Here is a 25880-nt window from a genome sequence, read left to right on the forward strand (position 1 = left end):
TGTCCGGCCCTCGCCATTGATTTCGTCGGCAAGCTTGTCTTTGGCCTCGTGATAGGTCTTGAAGTTGGCATCGGGATGGCAATCGCCGGCTGCCAAGGAGGCCGGCCGCTGGCCGACCCATCAGTTAGGCGTCCGTAGCCAGAGCGTTATAAAGCAGCAAACACGCCAGGATAGGAACGCCGCTGCCTAGCAGCTGGTCTGCCGTGAGGCCGGAAAAATAGACAAGATGAAACGTCACCATCGCTCTACCAATCACGGTTCGGAACACTGCCGAATTAACCGTTGGCCGACGCTAATGTTCCGCTCTGGACTCACTACCGCTTTGGAAGAATCCTGCATCAGCGCCCCGCCGACCTTGATCTCAACGTCCGTGCCACAAGGCTTTCCTTCGTTCGCATGGTTCGCAGAGATTAGCACGATCGCATACTCTCATCTCATCCGGCGTCGTCTCCCTCACAAAGCAGCGCCGGTAAGGCTCGGCGACCTTCTTGTTTGTCCGTGTGCCAAAGGAGGTCGCCGGGCCTGCCGTTGCTCATCTTTGCTGGTGGTTGCTCCTGATGCTGCGCTTGGCGCCGTCGCCCTACTGCTACCTGCGGGGTAAGGCCGGCGAGCCCTCTTGTCAGGCAGTCCGGCATGTAGGATTATAGTCCTCGTTGCGGCGACCCCTCAATGGAGAGCGCCAATGGCCAGAACCAAACCTTCGGAACAACTTTCCCGGGCTGAAATCGAGCGCTTCCTGGCGGCAGCCGAAGCGCTGCACAAGAGCATCGTCGGGCCGCTCCTGGCGTACCACGGCGAGCACTACCAAGCTCTACGTAAGGTCCATGGACCCCTGTTGAAGTCGATCGAGACCATCACCGGCCAGAGGGCGAAGTTCATCCAGTGGAACGGGACAGGACCGGCACAGCCCCGGGACAAGCCTCCGGGCTAAGTCTCCTCCCGGAAATCCAGCAGCTTGGCATGGCGAAGCTTCTCCTCGCCCTTTAGGAACCGCACGCGGCCGACCAGGCCCGGCTTTAGCCATTCGGCCTTGTCACTCTTGAGCCCTTTCGGCGCCGGCCCGCCAATCTTGCCTTGCACGCGGTCCCATAGGCGCTGGCGCTTGTCCGCCTTGAAGGTGACGAAGGCGCCGCCGGCATAGTGGCCTTTGTCGGCCATCAGCACCATGGCAGGCTTGCCGGCCTCGCGCTGCACGCCGATGATGTCCATCTCCTTTTCGGCATAGCACTTGATCTTGCGCCAGTTCGTCGTCGGACCCGACCGATACTTGCTGCCCTTCCGCTTTGAAACGATACCTTCAAGCCCAGCCTGGTCGACCAGATGAAAGACGGCGTCGCCAGTGCCCGGCATCGCTTCGCTGAACTGAATTCGGCCGCCGTCCGGGATCAACGCCCGGAGTATCTCGCGACGGTCTTCCACCGGCGTGTTCCGCAAGTCATGCCCGTTCAGATGCAAGAGGTCGAATGCTAGCAGATACAGATCGCGCGACGGCTTGCGGCTGGTCGCGGCTGATTGATGCGCATGGAAGTCGGATAGGCCAGCCTCATTGATCGTAATGGTCTCGCCGTCGATGATGAAGTCTTTCGCCTCGATCGCTTCCGCCTCACCGGCAAGTTGGATGTAGCGGCCCGTCCAATCATAACCGTTCTTGGTGATCAGCCGAATCCCGTCATCATCCTTGATGACCTGGGTGCGGTAGCCATCGAATTTGATCTCATGAATCCAATCATCGCCCATCGGCGGCGTGTCGACCAGTTCGGGTTCCATAGGCTTGATGAATTTCAGACGCATGCACTCACTCGCAGAACCACGACTTCAATTAGCTATCGCTAAATTAGTTCCGGAACATTTTAGACGAATTGGATGTTTGAAGGGCTATGAAGATCGAAGCCGACCAATGCCGGGCAGCGCTGACGCTCATCCGGCGCACAATGGAAGAGCACTGTCCTCCTGGCGTGCTGCCGAGCGAAGAGATGGTCAATGGGCTCTATGGTCCGGAACTGATCCATGAGGCGGAAGCCATTGCCGCCGGCATCGTCGCAACCATTGACCAGCTGCAATTGCCCGTGATGAAACCGCCGTCCCCTAGTATCAAATAGAGACCGACACAGGGAAGGTCGCTTGGCCGCCCGATCGTGGGCTCGCAACGACCGGCGAGGCGATGCCGGCCTCACCAAGGGTTACAGCCCCTCGACCAGCAGCGAAGGCGGCTCGCGGCAGTGCAACGCCCGAAGTGTTTCGAGACGACGATGGCCACCGAGCGTAGCCAGCGCGCGTTGTGCTGCACAAGGACTGAGGCAGCGGCACGGCCGCCCGGGCTACTCCAAAGGCGGCTCTTCGCTCTGTGGAGCCAAAACGGTGATATCCATCCTGGCGATTGTCGATGCGGCGCGCCCCTGGGCGCCAGAATCCGTGTCGCTACTTTCTGCCGCCATTGCCTTGGCGCGATGTCCTACGCTGTCTGCGCTTTTGCCTGGCGCAAATCCTTCGCCCGGTTCTGTCTTTGCGGGTTTCGGTCGAGTTTCAGCTGCCTGCCGATGTTGGTTTCCAATCGCCGAGACCATTGATACCTCCCCTTGATGAGGCCGCGATTGTACCTGTCAAGGCTGTAGCGAGGCTGATCACTTAAGTGGTCGGGTTGCACCCGCTCGTCGTGGCTCTCCGATCACTGGGCTCTCGATGCCTTGGCGCTCGCGGACGTCTGGTCGGGTGGGAAGTTCAAACTCAGCCGCCCTTTGCGGCACCGGCTTCGCCCGACAATTAGGAACGATTTCGCCCGCCATGTGTTACGCAATCATGAATCTCGCGGATCCCGGATCAACAATGGCAACCGATCTTTTCACGATGCAACTCGCTGATGCTCAGCAGCGCATCAAACAGACCGAGTTCGCGCTGGTACTCAGCGAGAAAATGGTGGCTGAGAACCTCGCTTTATCCAGCAGGATACGATCTGCGAGGCGCCGAGTCCTGAAGACCGGAGGGCCTCTGGCGACAGTCGACCCAACAAGCTGAAAGAGTTCTTCAAATGATCTCGACCCAGTCCGGACGTGGGAGAGCTTGCCGGTAACCTTAGCGGCAATCGGCCGAGTCGCAGCAGGAAGCGCGCTGAAAACTTGCTCGATGAAGACTGCGGCGTCGCTATGAATCTCGCCTTGTGTTGCCGAATCCGATCTGCGCAAAGGCGCGTGGCCGAGACCAGGCAGCGGCTCACGAAGATTGATCCCACCAGGACGAATTGACCGCTACGGCTCAGTTGAGACGGCACTTCGAAATCACGACTCCCTGCTGAGCTATCAGTTTCCCTCGATCTCTAATCGTATGGGTTCTGCGCACCAAGCTTCGCTCTCGAGCTTCGGGTGGCACGCCACCCAAGGCAGCCATCTCAAACGTCGAGATAGCCGGCGGCGACGAGCATTGCCTTGTATCGTTTGGCAAATCGGCTGGGCAAACGGCTGAGGTAACCTGACGCGCCAATATCCCAATGCGCGCCCAGTTCGCGGTCGAAGACAGCCGGGTCGAATTGCAGCAAGCCGCTGCGTGGGTAGACCGTGAATTCTCCGAAGATCGGCTCCCCCTCCTCCTCGTAGAAATCGACACGCACCATGTCGAACTCGCTGCCGAGCGCCTCGGCTGCCTCGATCATCCGCGCCAGGCTCTTGGGAGGGGGAATTTCCAGGCTCGAGTCGATCGCGCCCTGGACGATGTTCAGCGGGCGCCAATCGCGATCCAGGTGGCCGGTATTCTTGGCCGTGGAACGGAAGGCGACGACGACGATGTAGGCGACGCGGCCAGCCAGCACACAGAATTTGTAGTCGACTGGGTCATAATCCTGGTCCTTGCCGACAAGCGCTTCGACGAAAACCCGCCGCTCTATGTGCGCATAGCTGCGCTCCAGCTTGCGGGCGCCATAGGTTTGGCCAAGGTATTCCGTCATCTCGGCAATGATCGTCTCCCGGTCGGCGTTGGCCGGATCGCGAACGATGACATTCATGGCGCAACCGTGGTTGCATTTGACGGCGTATGGGATTTTCAGGTCATCGAAAGGGATCTGGCGCGGATCGTCGCCCTGCCACAGCACCTCCGGGATGGCGAGCCCGGGAAGCCGCTCCCTGACGATTTCCTTGGACTTGAGCTTGTCGAGAAGGCCGGTAAAGCGAGGATCGTCATCGAAAATCTTGCGCCAGTGGATCTTTTCCGTGAACGTCACCGGGGCTGCAAAATTCGGCAGATGCCGCATCCGCTCAAGGAAACGCTGGGTCAACCGGCGGTAGCGGACAAGCAGCGCGGCGTTCAGCAACAGGAGAGATGCCCGCGCGCTGTTTCGCTTCAGCCATGCCTTTGCGCCACGCGCCATTCCGGTGTCCTTGCAACCTGCGCAACTTCATCCGCGAAGTGGACGTGCCACCCTGCCCGCAGCAGTGAGGCACGTCGAGCTTCGCCGAGCTAGCCCTTCATCGGGTACAGTTTCAAATGCTGGATCAGGATGATCGTCTTGGCGTCGATGATGCGGCCGTCTGAAATGCCGGCCAGCGCTTCATCAAGCCGCATTTCCAGAACCTCGATGTCCTCGCCCTCGTCGGCCGCGCCGCCGCCGGCCGAGATGCGGTCGGCGGGTGAATAGCGGGCGACGAAGAACCACAGCCGTTCGGTGACGCTGCCCGGGCTCATATAGGGGGAAAACAGCCGCTCGATGTTCTGTAGGCGATAGCCGAGCTCTTCCTCGGCCTCCTTGAGGATGGCGGTTTCGGGATCGTTTTTGTCGAGCAGGCCGGCGCAGGCCTCGATCAGCGGTTCGCGGTGGCCGGTGACGTAGGCGGGGTAGCGGAACTGCCGCACCAGAAGCACCGTCTGACGCTCGGGATCGAAAGGCAGGATCACCGCGCCGTCGCCACGATCGTAGGTCTGGCGAATCTGCGTCTCCCACTGCCCGTCGCGCCGACGGTAATCGAGAACGGTCTTCTTCAGGACCGCCCAGTCGTCGGACAGGACTTCCTCCGAGCGGATGCGGATACGATCTTCCATGATGAGCTCCAAGCTGTCGGCGCCATGCCGTAACCGCGAACGGTTTTGCGCGCAACCGAAACGGCGAAGCTTTCACCGCCTCGTGTCTGGTGCCGGCAACTGCCATCGCCTAAATAGCTGCAGCCCTCTCCGGAGTTTTTTTGATGACCGCAGCGCTTTTCCAGCCGATCGCCCTCGATGGCCTGACCTTTCCGAATCGTATCGCGGTGGCGCCGATGTGCCAGTATTCCGCCGAAGATGGCTCGGCCAGCGACTGGCATCTCTATCACTGGATGAACTTGGCGATGTCGGGCGCCGGCATGGTCACCGTCGAGATGACCGACGTCGAACGGCGCGGCCGCATCACCCATGGCTGCCTCGGCCTCTATTCCGACAACAACGAGGCGGCCGCCCGGCGCACGCTGGATGCAGCGAGGCGCGTCGCCGCGCCGGAAACGAAATTCGGCATTCAGCTTGCCCATGCCGGCCGCAAGGCCTCCAACCGAAAGCCCTGGGAAGGCGGCGGCCCATTGCAGCCGGGCGAGGATCCCTGGCAGACCGTCTCGGCCTCGGCCATCGCCTATGACACCGGCTGGAATGTGCCGCATGCGCTGGAGGAGGATGAAATCATGCAGCTTGTCGAGCGCTTCACTCAAGCCGCGAGGCGGGCCGAGCGCGCCGGCTTCGACTTCCTCGAGTTGCACGCCGCGCACGGCTATCTGATCTTTCAGTTCCTGTCGCCGCTTTCCAACCAGCGCACCGACCGCTGGGGCGGCTCGCTGCAAAACCGCATGCGTTTCCTCATCGAGATCGCCAAATCGGTGAGGAAGGCGGTTCCAAACCTGATGCTTGGCGCCCGCCTGTCGGTAAAGGACTGGGTCGATGGCGGTTTCGAGGTCGCGGACGCGATCGAGGTGGCCAAAGCCTTGAAGGCGCTTGATGTTGCCTATCTCTGCTGTTCGAGCGGCGGCAATTCGCCGTTGCAGAAGCTGCCGACCGGCCCCGGCTATCAGGTGCATCTGGCCGAAGCGGTGCGCAAGGGCGCCGGCATCCCGACACGGGCTGTCGGCCTGATCGACGATCCCGCGCAGGCAGAGGCGATCGTCGCCGACGGCCGCGCCGACATGGTCGCGCTGGCCCGCGCCTTCCTCGCCGATCCGCGCTGGGGCTGGCGCGCCGCCGCCACCTTCAGCGAGAAAATCCATCCCGCGCCACAGCTCGCCCGCTCGGTGACGACGATGCAGCATTGGACGAAGGGCTGAACAGGCAGCGCCGACGGATGCGCCAAACGCATCTGCTGGACAGATTGCCGCAGCTTCGCTTTAATCCGCCCGCTATAGTCCCTGGGGGCAGGCCGCCTTGGCGGCCGGATTGGGAGCAAAGTCCATGGCATCAAGGGCAATCTATCCGGCAGCAGCCGCTCTGGTGGTCGCACTGTCGTTCGCCGCGTCGTCTCCGGTCGGCGCGCAATATTGCGAAGGCACGGTGCACGGCCTGTCCAGGCACTACGATCTGGATACCGGCAGCGGGTTTCTCGCCGTGCGCGCACGGCCGAACTCGTCGTCGCGCATGATCGGGCAATTGTTCAACGGCGACCACACGGAGATTTTCGACCGCCGGGGCAACTGGTACCAGGTCGAAATCGGCGGACGGACCGGCTGGGCCAACGCCCACTGGCTGCGCAACGACTGCGGTTACTGAGACCAACGATTGCGGTTGGTGAGACGTTTGGGCGCAGGCTGACGGCCACTTTTGCAACCATATTGGCTGCTTTGCGTTGCGGCCATCATGGATAACAAACCTTTTGAAACCCCGGTCGTGGTCGAACTCGGCCATGTCGGCAAATATCGCCAGATCCGCAGCACCCAGGAAGCGGCGGAGTGTCTGATGACGGTGTGGCCGCTCAATCGCGGCCCGCGCCATCGTGATGCTCTCGACACTTGCCTCAAAGTGCTGGAAGGTTATCGTTCGACGGCCGATGCACGCAGGGCCTTGATCGAAGCGGCCAAGGAATCGGAAGTGCTGGTTCCCGAAGACCGGCTGCCAGACGCCAAGTTGCATTGAAGCCCAAATTGCAATGAAAAACGGGCCGCATTGAGCGGACGGACGAACCGGAGGATTTCATGGCGAAGCTGACTTACAAAATCGTCGAGCATGACGGGGGCTGGGCCTACAAGGTCGGTTCGACATTCTCGGAGACATTCCCGACCCACCAGGATGCGCTGCGCGCCGCCGAGATCGCCTCGGCCGAACAGCAGATCGCCGGCACCACGGACGGCATCCAGTATGAGGATGCCGAAGGCAAGTGGCACGACGAACTGGCCGACGGCCGCGACCGGCCGCAGACCGAAGTTTCCGACTGATCCTTGCCCCTCAGCTTTCGCTGCCGGCCGTGGATGCTCACCTAAGCAATTCCCTTGGGAATTGCGTCAAAACAAACAGGCGGGACATCCTGCCGGTCAGTCGCCCGCGGCTTGATCACTTGCCGCAATATTGATCGTTCACGTTGGGCCTCACATTTCCATAGGGTCCTGACGGGTCGGAGGCGCACGGCCCCGTAGCGCCGCCATAGCCTTGGCTGCCGTCGGCATTGATGCTGCCGGTGGTGCTCTGGTCGACGGTCGATGACTGCTCGTTCCCGAACGGCCACCAGCTGTGATGGTTGGAATACGTGCCGTCCGATGACTGCGCCATCGCCGATGTGGCAAGACCGATCGTCAGCACGGATGCTGCAAAGACTTTCCTGTACATTGAATTACTCCGTATCCGCCGCCTTGGGTGCGACACGGGGTAAACCGGATATCAGCCGAATGGTTCAGTGAAATTGTTGTGAGGCTGTGGTGAGGTCTTGGCCGGCGAATGTCCGCTCGGCAATGCGCTTGATGAAGGCGATGACGCGGTCCGGCTCGACGAATTGCGGCATGTGGCCGAGGCCTTCGACCGTCTCGAAATCGAGCCCTTCGATCCTGTCCTTCATCGGCTCCCCATGTATGCGCATGGCGATGACGCGATCGGCTGTCCCGAAGAAAATGCCGGCCGGCATGGCGATCTCTTCATAGCGCTCTTCGATGCGGCCAAGATCCTGTTCGACCGCTACGAAATCGGTGGAGGTTGCATGGAAATGGCTTGGCCTCAGCCCGAGCCATCCGCCGCCATCGATCATGTAGTCGGCGGGAACGGCCTGCGGCGCGAAGATGAACTCCAGTGTCTGCCGCGCATATCTGAGGCTTGTCGGTATCGCGACGGTGTAGGCCATGATCCAGCGCCAAAGCCGCGAACGGATATAGAGCAGGCCCGCTTTCTCGCGGGCGCCGGCTTCCAGATGCGTCAGCGGCGCCAGCAAAGCGATGCCGGAAATCGCGCCGGGATGCTCCAAGGCCAGGGTCAGCGCGACGGCGCCCCCCAGCGAGTGCCCGACCACGAGCGGCCTTTCCAGCCCGAGTGTTTCGATGAAGCGCCTGATGATCTCGACCTGTTCAGGCAGACGGCCGGTGGCTCCTCGCGCGCGAACAGAATAGCCCGATCCCGGCCGGTCGAGTGCAATGAGGCGGTAGCCAGGGCCAAAGCGCTCAAACAGCGTGTGGCGAAACTGGTGGAGCTGCGCGCCAAGTCCGTGCACGAACAGGATCGGCCGTCCCTCGCCCGTTTCGACATAATGGATGCGGCTGCCGTCGATCTCGACGAAGTTTCCGCTGGCCGGCACCAGCCTTTCGGCCTTGGCGGCAATCCAGAGCGTAGCGGCCACCAGACAGGCCACGATGACGAGAGCCAGCACGGACAGGCCGGCGACAAGCCAAAGCAGAATCGATACCAGCATGTTTTCACCCGGGAAGCGGACCGGCGCGCACCATCACCCACTGACGAACGCTCGGCAAGGCAGATGGCGGCTTGTGTCGGCATTGCCGCCAGTTCGATGGCGCGCTATCTCAGGCGACCTTCTTTCTGCCTCAGGCGACCTTGTCTGCCAACGGGCCTGTTTGCCGGAGCCTTCCATGCCTGAAATCGTCACTGCCGCCATGCTTGTCATCGGCGACGAGATTCTGTCCGGCCGCACCAAGGATAAAAATATCGGCCACCTCGCCGACATCATGACGGCCATCGGCATCGACCTGAAGGAAGTGCGCATCGTTCCCGACGAGGAGGACGAGATTGTCGCTGCGGTGAATGCCGTACGCGCCCGCTACACCTATGTCTTTACCACCGGTGGCATCGGCCCGACGCATGACGACATCACCGCCGATTCCGTTTCCAAGGCTTTTGGGGTGCCGTGCGAATACGACGCCAAGGCCTATGCCATGCTGGGCGAGAGCTATGCCGCGCGCGGCATCGAATACACCGAGGCCCGCAAGCGCATGGCGCGCATGCCGCGCGGCGCCGACCATATCGACAATCCGGTCTCCGTCGCGCCCGGCTTTCGCATCGGCAACGTCCATGTCATGGCCGGCGTGCCGGCGATTTTCCAGGCCATGCTCGACAATGTCGTGCCGACGCTGAAGGCCGGCACCAAGATGCTGTCGGCCACCGTCCATTGCCCGTTCGGCGAAGGCCTGATCGGCGGTCCCCTGGGCGACATCCAGAAGGCGCATCCCGACACCATCATCGGCTCCTATCCGAAATATGGCGACGGCAAATTCTGGACGGAGCTGGTGGTCCGCGCCCGCAGCCAGGAGGCGCTGGATTCGGCACGCAAGGACGTCGAGGCGATGGTGGCCGGCTTCACCGCCGCCAATTGACCCTGGGTTCGCGGACCATCGCCGGGCCGGAACCAAGCACCGCACTCCCACGTTTTCCCTCGGGCGCAGCACGCGCTGGCAGATTTGAGGGATTTCGCATGCGCTTCAAGACCATCGTCGCCATATTGCAGAACGAACAGGACGCCGAACGCGTGCTCGACTGCGCCATCCCGCTTGCCGACCGGTTCGAGAGCCATCTCATCGGCATCCATGCCGAAGCGCTGCCCGTTCCCTACACCTCGGCAACCGGCTTCCCCGACACTGAGTTCCTGCAGGTCTCCGCCGACATGAACCGCGAGCGAGCCGAGAAATTGCAGGCGCTTTTCGTTGGGCGGATCGAGAATTCCGGCCTTTCCTTCGAATGGCGCAGCCTCGAGAGCTTTTCCGGCGACAGCGCGCTGACGGGTATTTCCAGCGTGCGCGCCGCCGATCTGATTATTGCCGCGCAGCGCGAGACCGGGGGCGACACGAGCGCCGATGTCGACACGCTGGTTTACGATGCCGGCCGGCCAGTGCTGGTGGTGCCGCATGAGGGGCCGTTGGTCACCACATTCAAACATGTGCTGCTGGCCTGGAACGGCAGCAAGGAGGCGGCGCGTGCCGCCTTCGACGCGCTGCCCTTCATCATCGAGGCCGAAAAGACCGACATTCTGGTCATCGATCCGCCGGATACGCTGGATGACAACCCGGAAGCCGCCGGCGCCGAGATCGCCGCGGCACTCTCCAGGCATGGCGCAACGGTCAGCGTGTCGGTGCAGAAATCGGGTAATGCTTCGGTCGATGACGTCATCCAGACCCGGATCGCCGAGACCGGAGCCGACCTTCTTGTGCTCGGCGCCTACAGCCATTCCTGGCTGCGTCAGCTTTTGTTCGGCGGCGTCACGCGCACCGTGTTGCGCAGCGTGCCGGTTGCGGCCTTTTTGTCGCGGTAACTCCACAGACTGGCCCCGCCCTTGCCAACGCCCTGACTTTCCAGTTAATTCCGCGCGCATTCCACAATGTTGCGCGCGGAGTGCAGAATGTCCCTTCCCGAAAAAGCCTTTCCGGTCTCCTGGGACCAGTTCCACCGCGATGCCCGGGCGCTCGCCTGGCGGCTTGCCGGCGCCAACAAGGGTCAGTGGAAGGCCATCGTCTGCATCACCCGTGGGGGCCTGGTTCCCGCTGCCATCATCTCACGCGAACTCGGCATACGCGTCATCGAGACGGTCTGCGTCGCCTCCTATCACGACTACACCAGCCAGGGGCAATTGCAGGTGCTGAAGGAGATCACGCCGGCGCTGCTCGCCGATGATGGCGCGGGCGTGCTGATCATCGACGACCTCACAGACACCGGCAAGACGGCAGGCATCGTGCGCGCCATGATGCCCAAGGCGCATTTCGCCACCGTCTACGCCAAGCCGAAAGGCCGGCCGCTGGTCGACACCTTCATCACCGAAGTCAGCCAGGACACCTGGATCTACTTTCCCTGGGACATGGGTTTCACCTACCAGAAGCCGATCGCCGACGATCACGCCGGCTGATTCGCGCCAGCCCCATTTCTGCCCAGACGGCCAAACCCGCCCCGTCTGCTATGAAAACAGACACTGGAAGGCACATTATTCTGTCGAATCGACGCCTGTTGGCGGATTGGACGGTTGGTGTGATGTTTTTTACTTTTAAGACTTACACTTGTCGGTAAGATTCATACGGCGGCTAACGATTCTGAGGGCTGGGGTAGCTTTCACTGATGCTGACGACACCGGCGACACACGACCATCTGGCTGAAAGGGTCCGCAAGCTCTTCGGCACTTCGCCTTGTCGCCTGCAGGTTGCCGCTTTGCCATGGCGCAATAACGAAGACGGCGTCGAGATCATGCTGATCACCAGCCGAGACACCGGGCGTTGGGTGCTGCCGAAGGGCTGGCCCGAGGCCAGGGAGCCGCTCTGCGAGGCAGCGGCGCGCGAGGCGGGCGAGGAAGCCGGATTGCGTGGCAAGATTTCGCTCTTCGAGGCCGGTCGTTACTTCTACGCCAAGGCCCTCGCGTCCGGCGAGGAAGTCCCTTGCGAAGTGCTGGTGTTTCCGCTGCAGGTCGAGCACGTTGCCGACCGCTGGAAGGAAAAGCGCGCGCGCACCCGCAAATGGGTCAATGGGGCCGAGGCCGTACGCATGGTCAACGAGCCGGACCTCTGCCAGATCATCGCCCATTTCTGCGCCGATCCCGACAAGTTCGTCGTTAGAGCCTAGCTCACAGCCACCGCTGCATAGTCCTGCGCGCCCGCACCGGTTCTTGCCCCGATTCCGGGCTCGGTGCTTCGCTCCGCGCGCCAGCAATCCGACACTATAAATCCCTCCCCTTCAGGCCAAGCTTAGCCACAGCTTGACATGCAGGCATTTACCTGCATATTGTGTCTTCAAGATGAGTGAGACCGATGGACGCCGACAAGGTTTTCAAAGCGCTGGGCGACCCGACCCGCAGAATGCTGCTCGATCTTCTGTGTGAGAAGAACGGCCAGACGCTCGGCGAGCTTTGCGAAAATCTCGACATGGCGAGGCAATCCGCCACGCAGCACATCGATCTGCTGGAAGCGGCCAATCTGATCAGCACGGTCAAGCGTGGCCGAGAGAAGCTGCATTTCATCAACCCCGTGCCGCTGCACGAAGTCTACGAGCGGTGGGTGCGAAAATTCGAACGGCAGCGGCTGAGCCTGCTGCACGACCTGAAACAAGAACTCGAAGGAGACGACCAATGACCCGGGAAACCACCAGTTTTGTCTACGTGACCTACATCAGATCGACGCCACAAAAGGTGTTCGAAGCCATCACCAGGCCCGATATCGCCAAGCGCTACTGGGGCCACGAAAACGTCTCCGACTGGAAGCCCGGCTCGAAATGGGAACATATTCGCGCCAATGAGGAGCGCTCTGTCGAAGTCGTCGGCAAGGTGGTCGAAATCTCGCCGCCGACCCGCCTGGTCATGAGCTGGGCCAACGCCTCGCAGGCCGACGATCCCACCAAGCACAGCCGGGTGACGTTCGCCATCGAGGAATACGACACCATGGTCAAGCTGACCGTCAGCCATGACGAGCTCGAAGCCGGCAGCGGCATGGCCAAGGGCATCAGCCAGGGCTGGCCGGCCGTGCTGTCCAGCATGAAATCCTTCCTCGAAACCGGCACAGGCATCGACCTGTTCGCCAAGCCGAAATCGGCCTGAAGCAATCTGACAGCGGGAGAACGACAATGACCAGGCACTTTACCGGCGGCTGCGCCTGCGGCGCGATCCGCTATGAGGCCAGCGGCGAGCCGATATTTCAGAACCACTGCCAATGCCTCGATTGCCAGAAGCGCAGCGGTACTGGCCATTGTTCCTATGTTACCTTCGGCCGGCGCGCTGACGTAAAGATCACCGGCGAGCCGAGCACATGGCGGATGATCGCCGACAGCGGCAATGAAAAAGCCCAGGCCTTTTGCCCGACCTGCGGCACGCCGGTCTGCGTAACGTTCGTCGCCATGCCGGAGGTGACGGCGATCCAGGCCACGAGCCTCGACGATCCCGGCCAGTTCGACCCGCAGGCGGTCACCTACACCGTGCGCGGCCACGTCTGGGACACGATCGACCCAGCGCTTCAGCCATTCGAGCGAATGCCTGGATGAACCAGGCAGAGCCCTATCCCTCGGATAGGGCTCTGCGTTCAACTCAGATCACCAGGCCCTTGGTCAGTTCCAGCGCCTGCCGCTCGAACAGGCGGCGGTAGATGCCGCCCTTCAGCCGGATCAGCTCGTCATGCGAGCCTTCCTCGACGATCTTGCCACGGTCGAACACGAGCAGCCTGTCCAGCGCCCGCACCGTCGACAGACGGTGCGCGATGACCAGCGTCGTGCGGCCAACCATCAGCCGCTCCATCGCCTGCTGGATCAGCACTTCCGATTCCGAATCGAGGCTCGATGTCGCCTCGTCCAGGATCAGGATGCGCGCATCCGCCAGGAAGGCGCGCGCGATCGCCACCCGCTGGCGCTCGCCGCCCGACAGTTTCACGCCCCGTTCACCGACCAGCGTGCCGTAGCCCTTCGGCAGGCCGGTGATGAAGTCGTGCGCGCTGGCGAGCTTGGCGGCATGCTCGATCTCGGCCTGCGTGGCGTCCGGTCGGGCATAGGCGATGTTTTCCGCCAGCGAGCGGTGGAACAGGATCGGCTCCTGCTGGACGATGGCAATCTGCGCGCGCAGCGACGCCTGTGCAACCTGGGAGATGTCTTGGCCATCGATCAGGATCCTGCCGCCGCTGACATTATAGAGACGCTGGATCAGCTTCACGAAGGTCGTCTTGCCCGAGCCGGAATGGCCGACCAGTCCGACCCGCTCGCCCGCCGCTATCTCCACCGAGAAGTCGCGGTAGAGCGGCAAGCGATGGCTGCCATAGTGGAAGGTGACGTTATCGAAGGCGATGTGGCCATGCGTGATCCGGATCGGCTTGGCGCCGGGCCGGTCCTCGATGCCGAGCGGTTGCGACTGGAAATCGACCAGTTCCTCCATGTCGTTGACCGAACGCTGCAAATTGCGGATATGCGTGCCGATGTCCCTGAGGTAGCCCTGCAGCACGAAGAACGAGGTCAGCACGAAGGCGACATCGCCCGCACTTGCCTGGCCCCAGGCCCACAGCATCAGCGACAGGCCGATCACTGCCGTCCGCAGCACCAGCAGCATGGCGCCTTGCGTCGTGCCGTTGATGGTGCCGCGCACCCAAGTGCGGCTGGTCCGCGCGCGCCATTTGGCGACGACCTTGGCAAGACGCGTCTCCTCGCGCGTCTCGGCACCGAAACCCTTGACCACGGCATTGCAGCTCACCGCATCGGCAAGCGAGCCGCCAAGCCTCGTATCCCAGCTGTTGGCGAGCCGCGCCGCAGGCGCGACATAGCCGAGCGACAGCAGCGCCGTCACCGTGATGAACAGCACCGAGCCGACTGCCACGACCAGCCCCATCAGCGGCCAGAACCAGCCGAGCAGCAACGTCGAGCCGACCAGCATGGCGACCGACGGCAACAACGCAATCAGGATGGTGTCATTGAGCAGGTCGAGAGCCCACATGCCGCGCGTGACCTTGCGCACCGTCGATCCGGCAAAGCTATTGGCGTGCCAGTCGGTTGAGAAGCGCTGCACGCGATGGAACGCGTCGGCGGCGACGTCGGCCATCATCTTCAGCGTCAGCTCGACAATACCCATGAAAGCTAGGTTGCGCAGCACCACGCCGGTCAGCGCCAAAGCGATGAGCGCGGAGAACGCCGCCATTGCCGCATTCCACGCGACATCGTCAGCCAACGCACTGCTGGCGACGGCGTCGACCAGCCGGCCGGAATAGAGCGGCGTCAAGACATCGGCCAGGGTCGACAGCAGGAAGCTGCCCATGATCAGAGAAAGCCGCCACGGCTGGCGCCGCCAGTGGCTGAGCGTGAAGCCAAGAACGCTGCGAAAGGCGCTTGCACGCAGATCGATTCGAAGACGAGCCATGATGTCATCCCGGCGCAAATCTGCCCGGTCCCGGTAAGGTCTGAAAATTGAAAACCACGCTGGGCAATTCGCCCGGCTGCGGAAGTTCGGCATAGGTGGCGGCGCGCCCCGGTTTGTCGGGTGGCGACCGGCATCGGCAGAAGTCTGCACTCGACCCGGCATCGGCGCGAAGGACAAACCTTCGCCGGACGCCAGGTGAGACCTAGGCTTCGCGGCCTCGCATTACCATGTGAAATACTGCCATTCGGACCTCCCGCAAGACACTTGCGGAGCGGTCCTTATAGAGACGCCATGAAGGATCGCCAAGGCCGGGCACGTGGCAAAGCGTAACTGGTCCAACCAGTGAGGTTATTTTGCAACAACAGCCGGTCGACCCCCTCGCTATGCCTCATTCCGGGTTGCGATCGAGGCGCATGTAGCGGCCGTCGATCGATGCCTTGAAGCCCAGCTTCTCATAAAGGCCATGCGCGTCACTGGTCGACAGGCTCCAGTGCGAGACCGTGCTGAGTTCAGGGTGGTTGATGAGCGCCCGCACCAGTTGCGTGCCAATGCCTTGGCCGCGATGCTGCGGCCAGATGATGATGTCGGCGAGATAGGCAAACACCGTACGGTCGGTGATGGCCCGGCCAAAACCGACTTGGTTCCCGTCGATATAGGCCGCGGTGCAGAACGAGTTGGCAAAGGCGCGGCGATGAAACTCATCGCTGCGGCCGGCGCCCCAATAACTTGCCATCAACAGGTCGGAGGTCGCCCGGAAATCGATCCGTGACATGTCGAAGCTGATCTCACAGTCGGGCATGGTGCCTCGCAAAGAATGGAGGGCGGCCGAATTCAGTCCGGCCGGTGATTTGGCTGCCCACGTGGCGCGCTTATGGCACCACGAGATAGGCCTTCTGGTCGGCGATCGCGATGGTCACGTCGGTGCCGGAATTGAACTCGACGAAATCGAGCTCCATCCCGTCGCTGAAGATGACGCCGCCCCTGCTCTGCCGCGAAGAAACCACCAGCGGCCGGTCGCGGGTGATGACGCCATGCACAAGCGACACGCCGGTCGTGTTGCTCGGAAACGGTTCGCGCACCGAAAAGAACAGCTGTTCGCCTTCGCGGTCATAGCCTTGCGGCGGCACGGTCGGCACGGAGTTGTCACCATAGGCCGCGGCCAGTCCCGCGGCGCCCGCCATCACCGAGCGCAGCCAGCCGGTAGAGCCGGCGCCGGTCGAAATGATGATGCCGCTCGACGACTGGCGCTCGGTCCTGCTGCCATAGGTCAATTCGTAGCGCGCCGAGACATGCGTCGAGGCGCCAACGAACAGATCGTTGAAGGCGATTAGCCGGCGTCCGTCATTGGAGCGCGCTTCGGCCATCACCACCGCCTGGCGCTTCGCCTTGCCGGCGATCGTCAGGCCGAGGACCTTTTCGGTATCGTCGGCATTCCACGGCAGCAACACGCCGTCGAAAAGCGCCGGGTTCGGGTTGATGCCGATCAACGGCTGGTACGGGAGGTACTTCGCGGTGTTGGACACCAGCCCGTCCTGACCGAGCGCGATCACCGCGTCGGAGCCGAATTCGAACTGCGGTACCAGTTCGCGGTCGAGCCGCAACTGTTTGAGGCCTTGGGGAAGCGAACCCATCACCCGGTCGAGCGCCTGGTGATAGACGTCATGGACCGCCTTGACCGGGTCGAAATCCATGCCGGCCTGCCGGAGATAAAAGCGCGCCTGTCCCTGCGTGTTGAAGCGCGTCGTCAGCTCCTCCAGCTCGGTCTTGCGGGTGACGACGATCACCCGGTCGATCGGCCTGCCGCTCTGGTCGCTTGCCACCCGTGTTTGCCTTTCAGGACCCGGCTTTCGGCGTGGAAAGCTGGCTGAGCGCGCTGGTGAGCATGTCAGGCGTGATCGACAGATTGCCGACCGAACCGCCCTTTTCCGCCCAGGCCTTGAAGGCCATCGCCGTCAGCACGTGGGCGGGCGCCGACGAATAGACGGTCAGTTCCAGCTGCTGCGCCTTGGCTTGCGCCTCGGCAAGCGTCAGCTTGTTGCGCGCTTCGGTGTCGACCAGCAGCTTGTTGCGTTCGGCAAGCTCGATTTCGGTCGCCAGTTCGCTCTGCTTGATCTCGCGCTCCTTCTCCACGCCCCAGGCACGGCGCCCATAGATCGCGGCATCGGCCTGGCGCTGCAGCGCCTCGCGATATTCGGTCTGGAGCGCCTTGCGGATCTCCGGCGTCGGCTGGACCGAGGTGATGTGGACCTCCTCGATCGACAGGCCGGCGGTTGCCGCAATCGGATCGTTGCGCAGCAGTTCGGCCAGATTGCCGCCGAGCTTGGTCACCTCGGCCAGCGCCTGTTCCAGCGTCATGCTCGAAACCACCGCGCGGGCGCGGCTCTGTATCGCAAGCACCAGGCGCTCGGCGATCTTCTCCCGGCCGTCGCCGACGACGTCGGCACGGCTGAGCTTTGCGCTGAAATCAAAACCTTCGGCTGCCTTGAGTGGATCGATGATGCGGTAGCTGACCGACCCCTGGATTGCCAGATCCTGGAAATTCGCCGTCGTCTCGGTGAAGATGAAAGGGTTGTCGAGCGACGTCACCGGCACCATGGCGATGGTGGTGCCGAACGTCCCGTACCAGAAGGAGATGCCGCGCCCCTGCTCACGGACCTTGCCGTTCTTGAAGCGCAGGATGTGATATTCAGGCGTTCCCTTGAAATAGCTGATAAACATGCGGCCCCCCAAGGTTCATCAATTTGATCGATGTTTAGCCGCGATCCCTGAAACGGTTGGTGATGGGATAGCGGCGGTCGCGGCCAAAATTCTTCCGGGTGATCTTCACGCCCGGCGCCGCTTGCCGGCGTTTGTATTCGGCAATGTAGAGCAAATGTTCGACGCGCGTCACCGTCGCCCGGTCGTGGCCGCGCGCGACGATGTCGTCGACGCCCATTTCGTTCTCGACCAGGCATTCCAGAATGTCGTCCAGCACCGGATAGGGCGGCAGCGAATCCTGGTCGGTCTGGTTCTCGCGCAATTCCGCCGACGGCGCCTTGTCGATGATATTCCTGGGGATCACCTCGCCTGAGGGACCGAGCGCGCCCGGCGGCACATGGCTGTTGCGCCAGCGCGACAGCGCATAGACCTGCATCTTGTAGAGGTCTTTTATCGGGTTGAAGCCGCCATTCATGTCGCCATAAAGCGTGGCGTAGCCCACCGACATCTCGCTCTTGTTGCCCGTGGTGACGACCATCGAGCCGAACTTGTTGGAGATCGCCATCAGGATCGTGCCGCGCGCGCGGCTCTGCAAATTTTCCTCGGTAATGCCTTCCTTGGTGCCCTCGAAAAGCTGCGTCAGCGTATGCAGAAAACCCTCGACCGGTTCGAAGATCGGCACGATGTCATAGCGGCAGCCAAGCGCACGGGCGCAATCCTCGGCATCCTTCAGCGAATCCTCCGAGGTATAGCGGTAGGGCATCATCACCGCCCGCAGCCGCTCCTCGCCGAGCGCATCGACGGCCAATGCGGCGCAGATCGCCGAATCGATGCCGCCGGAGAGACCCAGCACGACGTTCTTGAAGCCGTTCTTGTTGACGTAGTCGCGCAGGCCGAGCATGCAGGCGCGGTAGTCCGCCTCCTCGCGCTCGGGGATTTTCGACATCGGCCCTTCCGAGCAGACCCAGCCGTCAGAGTTTTCTGCATCTTGCGCGCCTGCGGCGACGCGGTTGCGCTTCCAGGTGGTGACATCGACAGTTTCCTCGAACTGGCTCATCTGGAAGGCGAGCGTCTTGTCGGCGCCGATGGCAAAAGAGGCGCCGTCGAAGATCAGCTCATCCTGGCCGCCAATCTGATTGGCATAGATCATCGGCAAACCGGTCTCGATGACCTGGCGGATAACGACCTGATGGCGCACGTCCATCTTGGCGCGGTAGTAGGGCGAGCCGTTCGGCACTAGCAGGATTTCCGCGCCGCTCTCGGCCAGGGTTTCACAGATGCCGACGTCGCCCCAGATGTCCTCGCAGATCGGAATTCCGATGCGCACACCGCGGAAATTGACGGGTCCCTGAGCCTCGGGCCCGGCCTGGAAGACGCGCTTCTCGTCGAACTCGCCATAGTTTGGCAAATCGAGCTTGTAGCGCTCGGCGAGGATCTTGCCGCCATCGGCGACGATGATCGAATTGTGGGTGCCGCTCTTGCGCTTCAGCGGCGTGCCGATGATGACGCCCGGCCCGCCATCGGAGGTATCCGCGGCGAAATCCTGAGCGGCCTTCTCGCAAACCTTGAGGAAGGCCGGCTTCAGCACCAGATCCTCCGGCGGATAACCGGCAAGGAAAAGCTCGGTGTAGAGCACGATGTCGGCGCCCTGGCGGGCGGCATCCGCCCTCGCCTCGCGCGCCTTGGCAAGATTGCCGGCGACATCGCCGACCGTCGGGTTGAGCTGGGCAACGGCGATGCGCAGAATATCGGGTGCGGTCTTCTGGGTCATCTGTGCGGTTTAGCGCGGCAAATTTGCCCGAGCAATGGCGTTCGTTTGGACCAATTCGGTGATCAGTCGTCGCCCATATATTCGCGCAGCGATTGCGGCGAATGGTTCTCTCCCATCGACATCGCCAGAATGCGCGAAATGTGCCGGCGCGGCAGGCCGGTTTCCTGCGCCCATTTGTTGATCTGCGCCTGAATCCTGTCGAGATCCCTCTTCGACGTCGGACTTTCCGCGATGTCGAGGCCGGCGTCACGCAAAGCCGCGACCATATCGGCCGAGATGACGAAGGCGTCCCATTGCAGCCAGCGCAGGAAATACTGGCCGGTGTTGCCGCCAAGCCGGCTGCCATGCTTGCCGAGATACGCCATCAGCCCGACCTGGTCGTCGTCAGGCCACTCCGCGAGGAATTTGCCGAAACCGCCATGTTCCTTCGACACACGCTCAACGAAGGCGGCGTTGTCGCGGACGGATTTGATCTTCTGCGGGTTGCGCACGATGCGTTGATCAGCCGTCAGGTCGTGCCAGAAGTCATCAGGTTGAAACAACAGCCGTTTCGGCTCGAAATGGAGAAACGCGTCCTCGAACCCGGGCCATTTCTGTTCGATAACGCGCCAGACGAAGCCGGCGGCAAATACCCGCTCGGCCATCGTCGACAGGATGCGATCGTCCGTAATGTCGGCAACAGCAGCATTGTCAGACGCCGGCCCGAGCAGCGACGTCAGCACCGCGTCGCCGCCTTTGCGTTTTGCAGCACGGGCGCGAATCTTCGCGAAATCGGGCATCCTGCATCCTCGCGCCGCGCTTTTGACGAAACGCCATCTTCCTATATGCAAACAAGGCTGCCAAGCCGACGCTTTTCCTATGGAGACATCCATGCACAAGACCGTGCCAGAACTTGCCAACCGCTGGTTGAGGCGAACGCCTGAAACCCTCAGCGAGCTCGAGCGGCGGGTGTTGCAGAGCACTGTCGACCGCAAGCCCATCTCGCAGGATATCAACGACAGCCTCACCGGCCTTCAGGGCGCCGGCGACCGGATCGCCGATGCCATTGCCCGCATCGGCGGCTCGTGGACGTTCATCCTGTCCTTCATTGCTTTCCTGGTGCTGTGGATCGGCGCCAATTGGTGGCTGCTCGGGCGAGACTCGTTCGACCCCTACCCCTTCATCTTCCTAAACCTGGTGCTGTCGATGATCGCCGCCTTGCAGGCGCCGGTGATCATGATGTCGCAGAACCGCCAGGCCGCGCGCGACCGCATCGACGCCGCGCATGACTATGAGGTCAACCTCAAGGCCGAGATCGAGATCATGGCTCTGCATGAAAAGCTGGACGAACTGCGCCACAGCCAGATCATCGGCGTGCGCGAGGACATCGCGCGCCTGGCCGAACAGGTGAACCGCATAGACGAAAAACTGTCGGGCCGGCAAACCTCTCAATGACCGGGATCGTCCATCACCTCATCGAGCAATATGGGTTGATCGCGGTTTTCATGGGCTGTGTCGCCGAAGGCGAAAGTGCGGCCATCCTCGGCGGCTTCTTCGCCCATCAGCATGTCTTCATCCTCTGGAAGGCTTTCCTCACGGCCGCCATTGGCGCCTTCGTCGGCGACACGTTTTTCTTCATTCTCGGCCGCAGCTTTGCCGACCATCCCAGGGTGCTGAAACTGAAGGCGAGGCCCGGCTTCAACCACGCCTACCGTCTCGTCTCGTCCCATCCCAACATATTCGTCCTGTCCAACCGCTACATCTATGGCCTGCGCCTAGTCGGCGGCATCGCGGCCGGTTTCGCCAGCATTTCGGTAGCGCGCTTCGTTATCCTCAACGCGGTGTCGTCGCTGGTCTGGGCGGCTTTGTTCTGCGGCATCGGCTACGTCTTCGGCCTCGGCGCCGAGCAGATGATAGGCAAGGCACTGCTCCATCACGAACGGCTGCTGATCGCGCTTGCCATAGGTCTGGGTGTCGCCATCATTGCCTGGCTCATCGCCCGCACCGTCGCCGGCAAGGAGCGCGCCAAGGACGCCCGCGACAGCGAAACCACATCGTAAGGTTCAGTCGTCGTCCTCGACCAGAGCCCGGTCGCCGCGATCGAGGATCAGCGGGATGATGAGATCTTCCTCGTCGGCCAGATGCCGCTTCAGCATGGCGATCAGCCGGCTGTTCTCGTCCGCATAGGCGTCGGCGGCGAAGCGCTGCCTGTCCTCGCTCTCCTCGAGCGTGCGGATGAAGGCGTTCGCCGTCTCGGCGTTGCGCTCCAGCCCCTCATGAATGGTGTGATGGTCGGCATCGAGGATTTCGAAGCCGCGCTTCAGGCGCGGCTCCGCCTTGGCGAAAGCCGGGAAATATTGGTAGTCCTCGACATTGTGGTGGCCGTCGAGATTGCCGAGAAAGTGGTTCAGCCGCGGCGCGAACCAGCGCGCGAAATCCGGCGCCGTCAGCCTGCCTTCGCGATAGTCGCCAATGCCGTTGGTGAGCATGCCGCCCAGCTCTCGGAACATGTCGTGCCGCTGCAGCCACATGTTTGCCATGCCGTGGATGTTGGCGTGGCCCTGCCATGTCTCGCGCGGATATTTTTCCGCCAGCCAGCGCAGGTCTTCCGGCAGGCCGGCTCTTTCAAGCAGCAGAAAATTGGCTTCCACGACGTCAGTCTCCTTTGGTGACTAACATATGGGAGCGTTCAGATCAGATCGGTAGTCCCGTGATGCGCTCGATGAGGGCGATTCCCCAGACGCCGGCGACGATAACAACCGAAATCAGCACCGCCAGCGAGCCGCAGTCCTTGGCGAGCTGGATGCCGACGTTGAACTCGCGACTGAAGGCATCGCAGGCTGCCTCGATGCCGGTGTTCAGCACTTCGACCATGATGAGCAGCAGCACCGCGCCGATCAACAGCGCGTAGCCGCGCCACGAGACCGAGACGAACCAGCCGAGCGGCAGCGCCAGCACCAGCAGCATCAGTTCCTGCTGAAATGCCCTTTCGCTGGCGGCGAGCTTGCGAAAGGCTCGCACAGAATTGAAGTAAGCACCGATCAGCCGCTGCATGCCGCATCCCCTTCGAATCACCGGCAGGGGATATCGCAATGGCTGGATCAAGGGAATAAGGCAGCCGCCGCAAAATCACTCCTCCGCAACCTTGATCGTCGGCGTCGACTTCTCGAACTGCGGCAGTCCATCGTCGATCGTATAGTAATCGCCCTTGTCGCCGACAAAGATGTGGCATTGGCCTTCGAGCCCGGTCGGGTTGTCGAACGATCCGGCCAGAACTGAGACATAGGCATCCTGACCCGGCTTCCAGAACAGCACCGAGCCGCAGATCTTGCAAAAGCCGCGCTTGGCAAAGGAAGACGATTCGTACCAGCTGATGTTGTCGGCGCCGGTTATCGTGATGTCGCCGTCGGCGACGTTGGTCGCGGCGTAAAAATGCCCGCTCTGCTTGCGGCACTGCGAACAGTGGCAATAAATGACGCCGCGCAACGGCCCTCGCGTCTGGAAACGCACGGCTCCACACAGGCAAGATCCGCTGTGGTTGTTGCTCATCCCTACCTCCACCAGCCATCGTCCACGGCTTCGCCGCTGGCCGAGAGGATTTCAGTTTTGCCGCAGCCGGGCACCGGCAAATGCGACATGGGCTGGGCGTGTTCGGACCTGACCTCAGGATCTTTGCAAACCATTTCTGCAGCCTGCGGTAGAACGGACGCGTTACCTGGCGGCACATTAAGGAAACTTTAGCGCCGGCGCATCTATGGTCGTTGCCAAGCGAATGTCGCGATTGGGGACGTGTCTTTCGCAGGATGATCCGAAATACGGCTGGCACTCTCCGGTCGGCGGCATCTCGCACGGTCTGCGATGGTTCCCAGAGGCAGAGTGAACAGAACATGCAGCCGGCAGCCGTCCAGACCGACCGAAACAGCGACATTGCAACAGCCGTTGTGGCGACCATGCGTCAGCTCAGCGTGCTTGGCCTGCCGCGCAATTACGAAATCTTCTACGAAGCACTGAAAGGCACCAATCGCGAACTCGGCCTGGCCGTCGTCGCGCTGGGCAACCAGCCGACGCAGGACGATCTCGACCGCATCGGCCGCGCTTTCTTTGCCCAGCATCACGGTCCCGGCATTGTCGAGCAGGCGCGCGACGTGCTGGCCAGGGAACTCGAGGACATCGCCTTGCTGCTGCGCAGCGAACGTAGCCATATCGAGAAATACGGCAAGATCCTCGATGAGACATCGAGTGGCCTCGCCAACCGCAGCCTGCTTTCGCAGGATCTGCTGCAGAAGGTCGCCAGCGCCATGGCGGCGGCCACCAACTCGACCCTCGACCACGGCAAGCAGGTTGCAACCACGCTGAGCGACAAGACGGCGGAACTGGAGAGCGTCAAGTCGAAGCTTGAGGAGTACAAGCGGCTCGCCGACACCGACCCCTTGACCCATATCTGGAACCGCCGCGCCTTCGACAAGCAAATCACGGCGATTTACACCTCCAACAAGGGGATCCTGTTCAACGCCCTGATCCTTGCCGACATCGACCATTTCAAGGGTGTCAACGATCGCTACGGCCACCCGGTCGGCGACAAGATCATCCAGATCGTCGCTGAAATTTTCCAGACCAGCATCCGTGAAGACATGTTCGTTGCCCGCACCGGCGGCGAGGAATTCGCGCTGATCGTCGAGGGCGCCAGCGAGGATACCACTTACGAGATCGCCGAACGCATCCGCGTGCTGATCGAACAGACGGCGTTCACCAGCAGCCAGACCGGCGCCAATTACGGCACGGTGACCGTTTCCATGGGCATCTGCATGGCTTCCGAAGCGGAAAGCCCGGAGGATCTTTACACCAAGGCGGACCGGGCGCTCTACCGCTCCAAGGTTGGCGGGCGCAACCGCGTCACCCGGCACTCGACAATGGCCGGCCGCACCGGCAAGAACTGGCTGCTATACAAGAAAGACTGACGCTTCGGCGTGCAGCCAATTCCCGGGCACAGGCAAATTTATCGGATCCCGCCTCTTTCCATATGAATTTCAGTGGACTATATTTTCCATGGAAAGAGAGAGGCCATGTCTGTTACACAACCCAATGCCGCCCCTGATCTCACCGCGACGGCGGCCGAAAACGCGGTTCTGACCAAGGCCACGCTGCGCGCCGCCGAACTCTTGGATATAACCGCCAGGGTGCTTGCGTCGATCATCGGCGTCTCGGAAGCCACGGTTTCACGCATGCGCAGGCAGGAATTCCTGCTGGAGCGCGGCACCAAGCCGTTCGAACTCGCGGTGCTGTTCGTGCGGCTGTTCCGTTCGCTCGATGCCATTGTCGGCGGTGACGAGACGATAGCCCGGGCATGGCTGAAGAACGCCAACACGGCTTTCGATGGCAGCCCGCTTGAAAAGATCCTCACCATTACCGGGCTTGTCGATGTCATTGCCTATCTGGACTCCCGACGCGCTCTCGTCTGAAGCCGTCCGGCTCGACGGCAAATACTGGCGCATGGTCGAGGCGCAGCACCGCGTCTCGACGCTGAAGATCGTCGACACGCTGGACGAACAGGCGCTGCTCGAGGATCTGATCGAGGAGACCAAGCCGCAAATCCCCATGGAATGCCGGCATCTCCACTATCTCCTGGCGACGCCCTTCCGCTACGGCTCGATCTATCCCTACGGCTCGCGCTTCCGCCGCGCCGGCCGCACCCTGGGTGTCTACTATGCCGCGGAGACGATCATGACGGCGGTCGCCGAAATGGCCTTCTACCGCTTGTTGTTCTTCGCCGATTCGCCCGAGACGCCATGGCCGCACGACGCCGCCGAATACACCGCCTTCGCCGCCGCGATCCGTACCGACAATGCCATCGACCTGACGCGGCCGCCGCTCGACCGCGACCGGGCCCATTGGACGCATCCGACCGACTATGCCGCCAGCCAGGCGATTGCCGATGTCGCGCGTGAGGCTGGGCTGGAGGCGATCCGTTACCGTTCGGCGCGCGACCCGAAGGGCGTCAATGTGGCGCTGCTGACATGCCGCGGCTTTACCAAGGCCAAGCCGCTGGAGCCGCATACCTGGCGCATCCGGCTCGGCGCGTTCGGCGTCCAGGCCATCTCAGAATTTCCGGAGAAGCGGATCGAGTTTTCCAGAACCGCCTTTGCCAACGATCCCCGGCTCAACGGATTGCGCTGGGAACGCGGGCGTTGATCTAAACGAAAAAGCGCCGGATTTCTCCGG

The 25880-nt window shown here is 62.1% G+C and carries 32 protein-coding genes; 18 read left to right on the plus strand and 14 right to left on the minus strand.

Going from position 1 to position 25880, the window contains the following annotated elements:
* The first annotated feature begins 682 nt into the window (after nt 1-682).
* Complete coding sequence (locus NKJ80_RS09835) at nt 683-931, plus strand: hypothetical protein (protein WP_023695401.1); 249 nt, start codon at nt 683-685, stop codon at nt 929-931.
* Here NKJ80_RS09835 and NKJ80_RS09840 read toward each other — a convergent pair.
* The gene (locus NKJ80_RS09840; protein ID WP_023667527.1) at nt 928-1791 is read right to left on the minus strand and encodes an ATP-dependent DNA ligase; all 864 of its coding nucleotides are present in this window, start codon (nt 1789-1791) and stop codon (nt 928-930) included. The two genes, NKJ80_RS09835 and NKJ80_RS09840, sit on opposite strands and share 4 nt — an antisense overlap.
* 86 nt (nt 1792-1877) lie before the next feature.
* Here NKJ80_RS09840 and NKJ80_RS09845 point away from each other — a divergent pair, with 86 nt between their 5' ends.
* Nucleotides 1878-2099, plus strand: coding sequence for a hypothetical protein (locus NKJ80_RS09845; protein WP_023681532.1), 222 nt, complete (start codon nt 1878-1880; stop codon nt 2097-2099).
* A gap of 1283 nt (nt 2100-3382) precedes the next feature.
* Here NKJ80_RS09845 and NKJ80_RS09850 read toward each other — a convergent pair.
* Nucleotides 3383-4354, minus strand: coding sequence for an ATP-grasp fold amidoligase family protein (locus tag NKJ80_RS09850; RefSeq protein WP_352497491.1), 972 nt, complete (start codon nt 4352-4354; stop codon nt 3383-3385).
* Between the two features lie 89 nt (nt 4355-4443).
* Nucleotides 4444-5022, minus strand: a complete 579-nt coding sequence (locus NKJ80_RS09855) for an NUDIX domain-containing protein (protein ID WP_023688346.1) — start codon at nt 5020-5022, stop codon at nt 4444-4446.
* Nucleotides 5023-5165: 143 nt separating this feature from the next.
* Between NKJ80_RS09855 and NKJ80_RS09860 the strand changes: the two genes are divergently transcribed.
* From NKJ80_RS09860 to NKJ80_RS09875, 4 genes are all read left to right on the plus strand, one after another.
* Complete coding sequence (locus NKJ80_RS09860; protein WP_352497492.1) at nt 5166-6263, plus strand: NADH:flavin oxidoreductase/NADH oxidase; 1098 nt, start codon at nt 5166-5168, stop codon at nt 6261-6263.
* Between the two features lie 124 nt (nt 6264-6387).
* Entirely contained in the window at nt 6388-6702 is a 315-nt protein-coding gene (locus NKJ80_RS09865; protein ID WP_023691186.1) for an SH3 domain-containing protein, read from the plus strand.
* 84 nt (nt 6703-6786) lie between these two features.
* Nucleotides 6787-7065, plus strand: a complete 279-nt coding sequence (locus NKJ80_RS09870; RefSeq protein WP_032891817.1) for a DUF982 domain-containing protein — start codon at nt 6787-6789, stop codon at nt 7063-7065.
* A 59-nt stretch (nt 7066-7124) separates the two neighbouring features.
* Nucleotides 7125-7364, plus strand: a complete 240-nt coding sequence (locus NKJ80_RS09875; RefSeq protein ID WP_127283881.1) for a DUF2188 domain-containing protein — start codon at nt 7125-7127, stop codon at nt 7362-7364.
* Nucleotides 7365-7479: 115 nt separating this feature from the next.
* On the opposite strand, the gene NKJ80_RS09880 is transcribed toward NKJ80_RS09875, so the two are convergent.
* On the minus strand, nt 7480-7752 hold the full coding sequence (locus NKJ80_RS09880; protein WP_023667536.1) for a hypothetical protein: 273 nt from the start codon (nt 7750-7752) through the stop codon (nt 7480-7482).
* 64 nt (nt 7753-7816) lie between these two features.
* The gene (locus tag NKJ80_RS09885; RefSeq protein WP_050586824.1) at nt 7817-8818 is read right to left on the minus strand and encodes an alpha/beta fold hydrolase; all 1002 of its coding nucleotides are present in this window, start codon (nt 8816-8818) and stop codon (nt 7817-7819) included.
* A 175-nt stretch (nt 8819-8993) separates the two neighbouring features.
* On the opposite strand from NKJ80_RS09885, the gene NKJ80_RS09890 reads away from it, so the two are divergent.
* The 7 genes from NKJ80_RS09890 (at nt 8994) to NKJ80_RS09920 (ending at nt 13365) form a co-directional block, all read left to right on the plus strand.
* Nucleotides 8994-9734 (plus strand): competence/damage-inducible protein A, encoded by a 741-nt coding sequence (locus NKJ80_RS09890; protein ID WP_023681539.1) that lies wholly within the window; start codon nt 8994-8996, stop codon nt 9732-9734.
* A gap of 98 nt (nt 9735-9832) precedes the next feature.
* Complete coding sequence (locus NKJ80_RS09895) at nt 9833-10666, plus strand: universal stress protein (protein WP_023681540.1); 834 nt, start codon at nt 9833-9835, stop codon at nt 10664-10666.
* Nucleotides 10667-10753: 87 nt separating this feature from the next.
* Nucleotides 10754-11254 (plus strand): xanthine phosphoribosyltransferase, encoded by a 501-nt coding sequence (gene gpt / locus NKJ80_RS09900; RefSeq protein WP_023667540.1) that lies wholly within the window; start codon nt 10754-10756, stop codon nt 11252-11254.
* 206 nt (nt 11255-11460) lie between these two features.
* Nucleotides 11461-11958 (plus strand): NUDIX hydrolase, encoded by a 498-nt coding sequence (locus tag NKJ80_RS09905; protein WP_023667541.1) that lies wholly within the window; start codon nt 11461-11463, stop codon nt 11956-11958.
* A gap of 185 nt (nt 11959-12143) precedes the next feature.
* Nucleotides 12144-12464, plus strand: coding sequence for an ArsR/SmtB family transcription factor (locus NKJ80_RS09910; RefSeq protein ID WP_023681541.1), 321 nt, complete (start codon nt 12144-12146; stop codon nt 12462-12464).
* Nucleotides 12461-12925 (plus strand): SRPBCC family protein, encoded by a 465-nt coding sequence (locus NKJ80_RS09915; RefSeq protein WP_023748750.1) that lies wholly within the window; start codon nt 12461-12463, stop codon nt 12923-12925. The genes NKJ80_RS09910 and NKJ80_RS09915 overlap by 4 nt, the downstream gene beginning before the upstream one ends.
* 26 nt (nt 12926-12951) lie before the next feature.
* Nucleotides 12952-13365, plus strand: a complete 414-nt coding sequence (locus NKJ80_RS09920) for a GFA family protein (protein ID WP_352497493.1) — start codon at nt 12952-12954, stop codon at nt 13363-13365.
* 43 nt (nt 13366-13408) lie between these two features.
* Here the strand turns inward: NKJ80_RS09920 and NKJ80_RS09925 are convergent, their stop codons facing one another.
* The 6 genes from NKJ80_RS09925 to NKJ80_RS09950 all read right to left on the minus strand — a co-directional run bounded on the left by NKJ80_RS09925 (nt 13409) and on the right by NKJ80_RS09950 (nt 20461).
* Complete coding sequence (locus NKJ80_RS09925; protein WP_352497494.1) at nt 13409-15214, minus strand: ABC transporter ATP-binding protein; 1806 nt, start codon at nt 15212-15214, stop codon at nt 13409-13411.
* A gap of 388 nt (nt 15215-15602) precedes the next feature.
* Complete coding sequence (locus tag NKJ80_RS09930; protein ID WP_352497495.1) at nt 15603-16013, minus strand: GNAT family N-acetyltransferase; 411 nt, start codon at nt 16011-16013, stop codon at nt 15603-15605.
* Between the two features lie 70 nt (nt 16014-16083).
* A complete protein-coding gene (locus tag NKJ80_RS09935; protein WP_352497496.1) occupies nt 16084-17034 on the minus strand; it encodes a diacylglycerol kinase catalytic domain-containing protein in 951 nt (316 codons plus the stop codon).
* A gap of 13 nt (nt 17035-17047) precedes the next feature.
* A complete protein-coding gene (locus NKJ80_RS09940; RefSeq protein ID WP_352497497.1) occupies nt 17048-17932 on the minus strand; it encodes an SPFH domain-containing protein in 885 nt (294 codons plus the stop codon).
* Between the two features lie 34 nt (nt 17933-17966).
* Entirely contained in the window at nt 17967-19682 is a 1716-nt protein-coding gene (locus NKJ80_RS09945) for an NAD+ synthase (RefSeq protein WP_023701172.1), read from the minus strand.
* Nucleotides 19683-19744: 62 nt separating this feature from the next.
* Nucleotides 19745-20461 carry a DNA-3-methyladenine glycosylase I gene (locus NKJ80_RS09950; RefSeq protein WP_023667550.1) on the minus strand — a complete coding sequence of 239 codons (717 nt, stop codon included), beginning with the start codon at nt 20459-20461 and terminating at the stop codon, nt 19745-19747.
* A gap of 91 nt (nt 20462-20552) precedes the next feature.
* On the opposite strand from NKJ80_RS09950, the gene NKJ80_RS09955 reads away from it, so the two are divergent.
* Both NKJ80_RS09955 and NKJ80_RS09960 read left to right on the plus strand, forming a co-directional pair.
* Nucleotides 20553-21116 (plus strand): DUF1003 domain-containing protein, encoded by a 564-nt coding sequence (locus tag NKJ80_RS09955; RefSeq protein WP_023667551.1) that lies wholly within the window; start codon nt 20553-20555, stop codon nt 21114-21116.
* The gene (locus tag NKJ80_RS09960; protein ID WP_023667552.1) at nt 21113-21721 is read left to right on the plus strand and encodes a DedA family protein; all 609 of its coding nucleotides are present in this window, start codon (nt 21113-21115) and stop codon (nt 21719-21721) included. The genes NKJ80_RS09955 and NKJ80_RS09960 overlap by 4 nt, the downstream gene beginning before the upstream one ends.
* Nucleotides 21722-21724: 3 nt before the next feature.
* On the opposite strand, the gene NKJ80_RS09965 is transcribed toward NKJ80_RS09960, so the two are convergent.
* The 3 genes from NKJ80_RS09965 to NKJ80_RS09975 all read right to left on the minus strand — a co-directional run bounded on the left by NKJ80_RS09965 (nt 21725) and on the right by NKJ80_RS09975 (nt 23210).
* Entirely contained in the window at nt 21725-22312 is a 588-nt protein-coding gene (locus NKJ80_RS09965) for a hemerythrin domain-containing protein (RefSeq protein ID WP_023667553.1), read from the minus strand.
* A 43-nt stretch (nt 22313-22355) separates the two neighbouring features.
* Nucleotides 22356-22715, minus strand: a complete 360-nt coding sequence (locus NKJ80_RS09970) for a diacylglycerol kinase (protein ID WP_352497498.1) — start codon at nt 22713-22715, stop codon at nt 22356-22358.
* Between the two features lie 75 nt (nt 22716-22790).
* On the minus strand, nt 22791-23210 hold the full coding sequence (locus NKJ80_RS09975; RefSeq protein WP_023667555.1) for a GFA family protein: 420 nt from the start codon (nt 23208-23210) through the stop codon (nt 22791-22793).
* A gap of 338 nt (nt 23211-23548) precedes the next feature.
* Between NKJ80_RS09975 and NKJ80_RS09980 the strand changes: the two genes are divergently transcribed.
* The 3 genes from NKJ80_RS09980 to NKJ80_RS09990 all read left to right on the plus strand — a co-directional run bounded on the left by NKJ80_RS09980 (nt 23549) and on the right by NKJ80_RS09990 (nt 25850).
* Nucleotides 23549-24619, plus strand: coding sequence for a GGDEF domain-containing protein (locus tag NKJ80_RS09980; protein WP_352497499.1), 1071 nt, complete (start codon nt 23549-23551; stop codon nt 24617-24619).
* A gap of 105 nt (nt 24620-24724) precedes the next feature.
* A complete protein-coding gene (locus NKJ80_RS09985; RefSeq protein ID WP_023667557.1) occupies nt 24725-25120 on the plus strand; it encodes an MbcA/ParS/Xre antitoxin family protein in 396 nt (131 codons plus the stop codon).
* Entirely contained in the window at nt 25080-25850 is a 771-nt protein-coding gene (locus NKJ80_RS09990; protein WP_023667558.1) for an RES family NAD+ phosphorylase, read from the plus strand. The genes NKJ80_RS09985 and NKJ80_RS09990 overlap by 41 nt, the downstream gene beginning before the upstream one ends.
* Nucleotides 25851-25880: the final 30 nt, after the last annotated feature.

The organism is Mesorhizobium sp. M0030, from assembly GCF_040323695.1.
Taxonomy (GTDB): Bacteria; Pseudomonadota; Alphaproteobacteria; order Rhizobiales; family Rhizobiaceae; genus Mesorhizobium.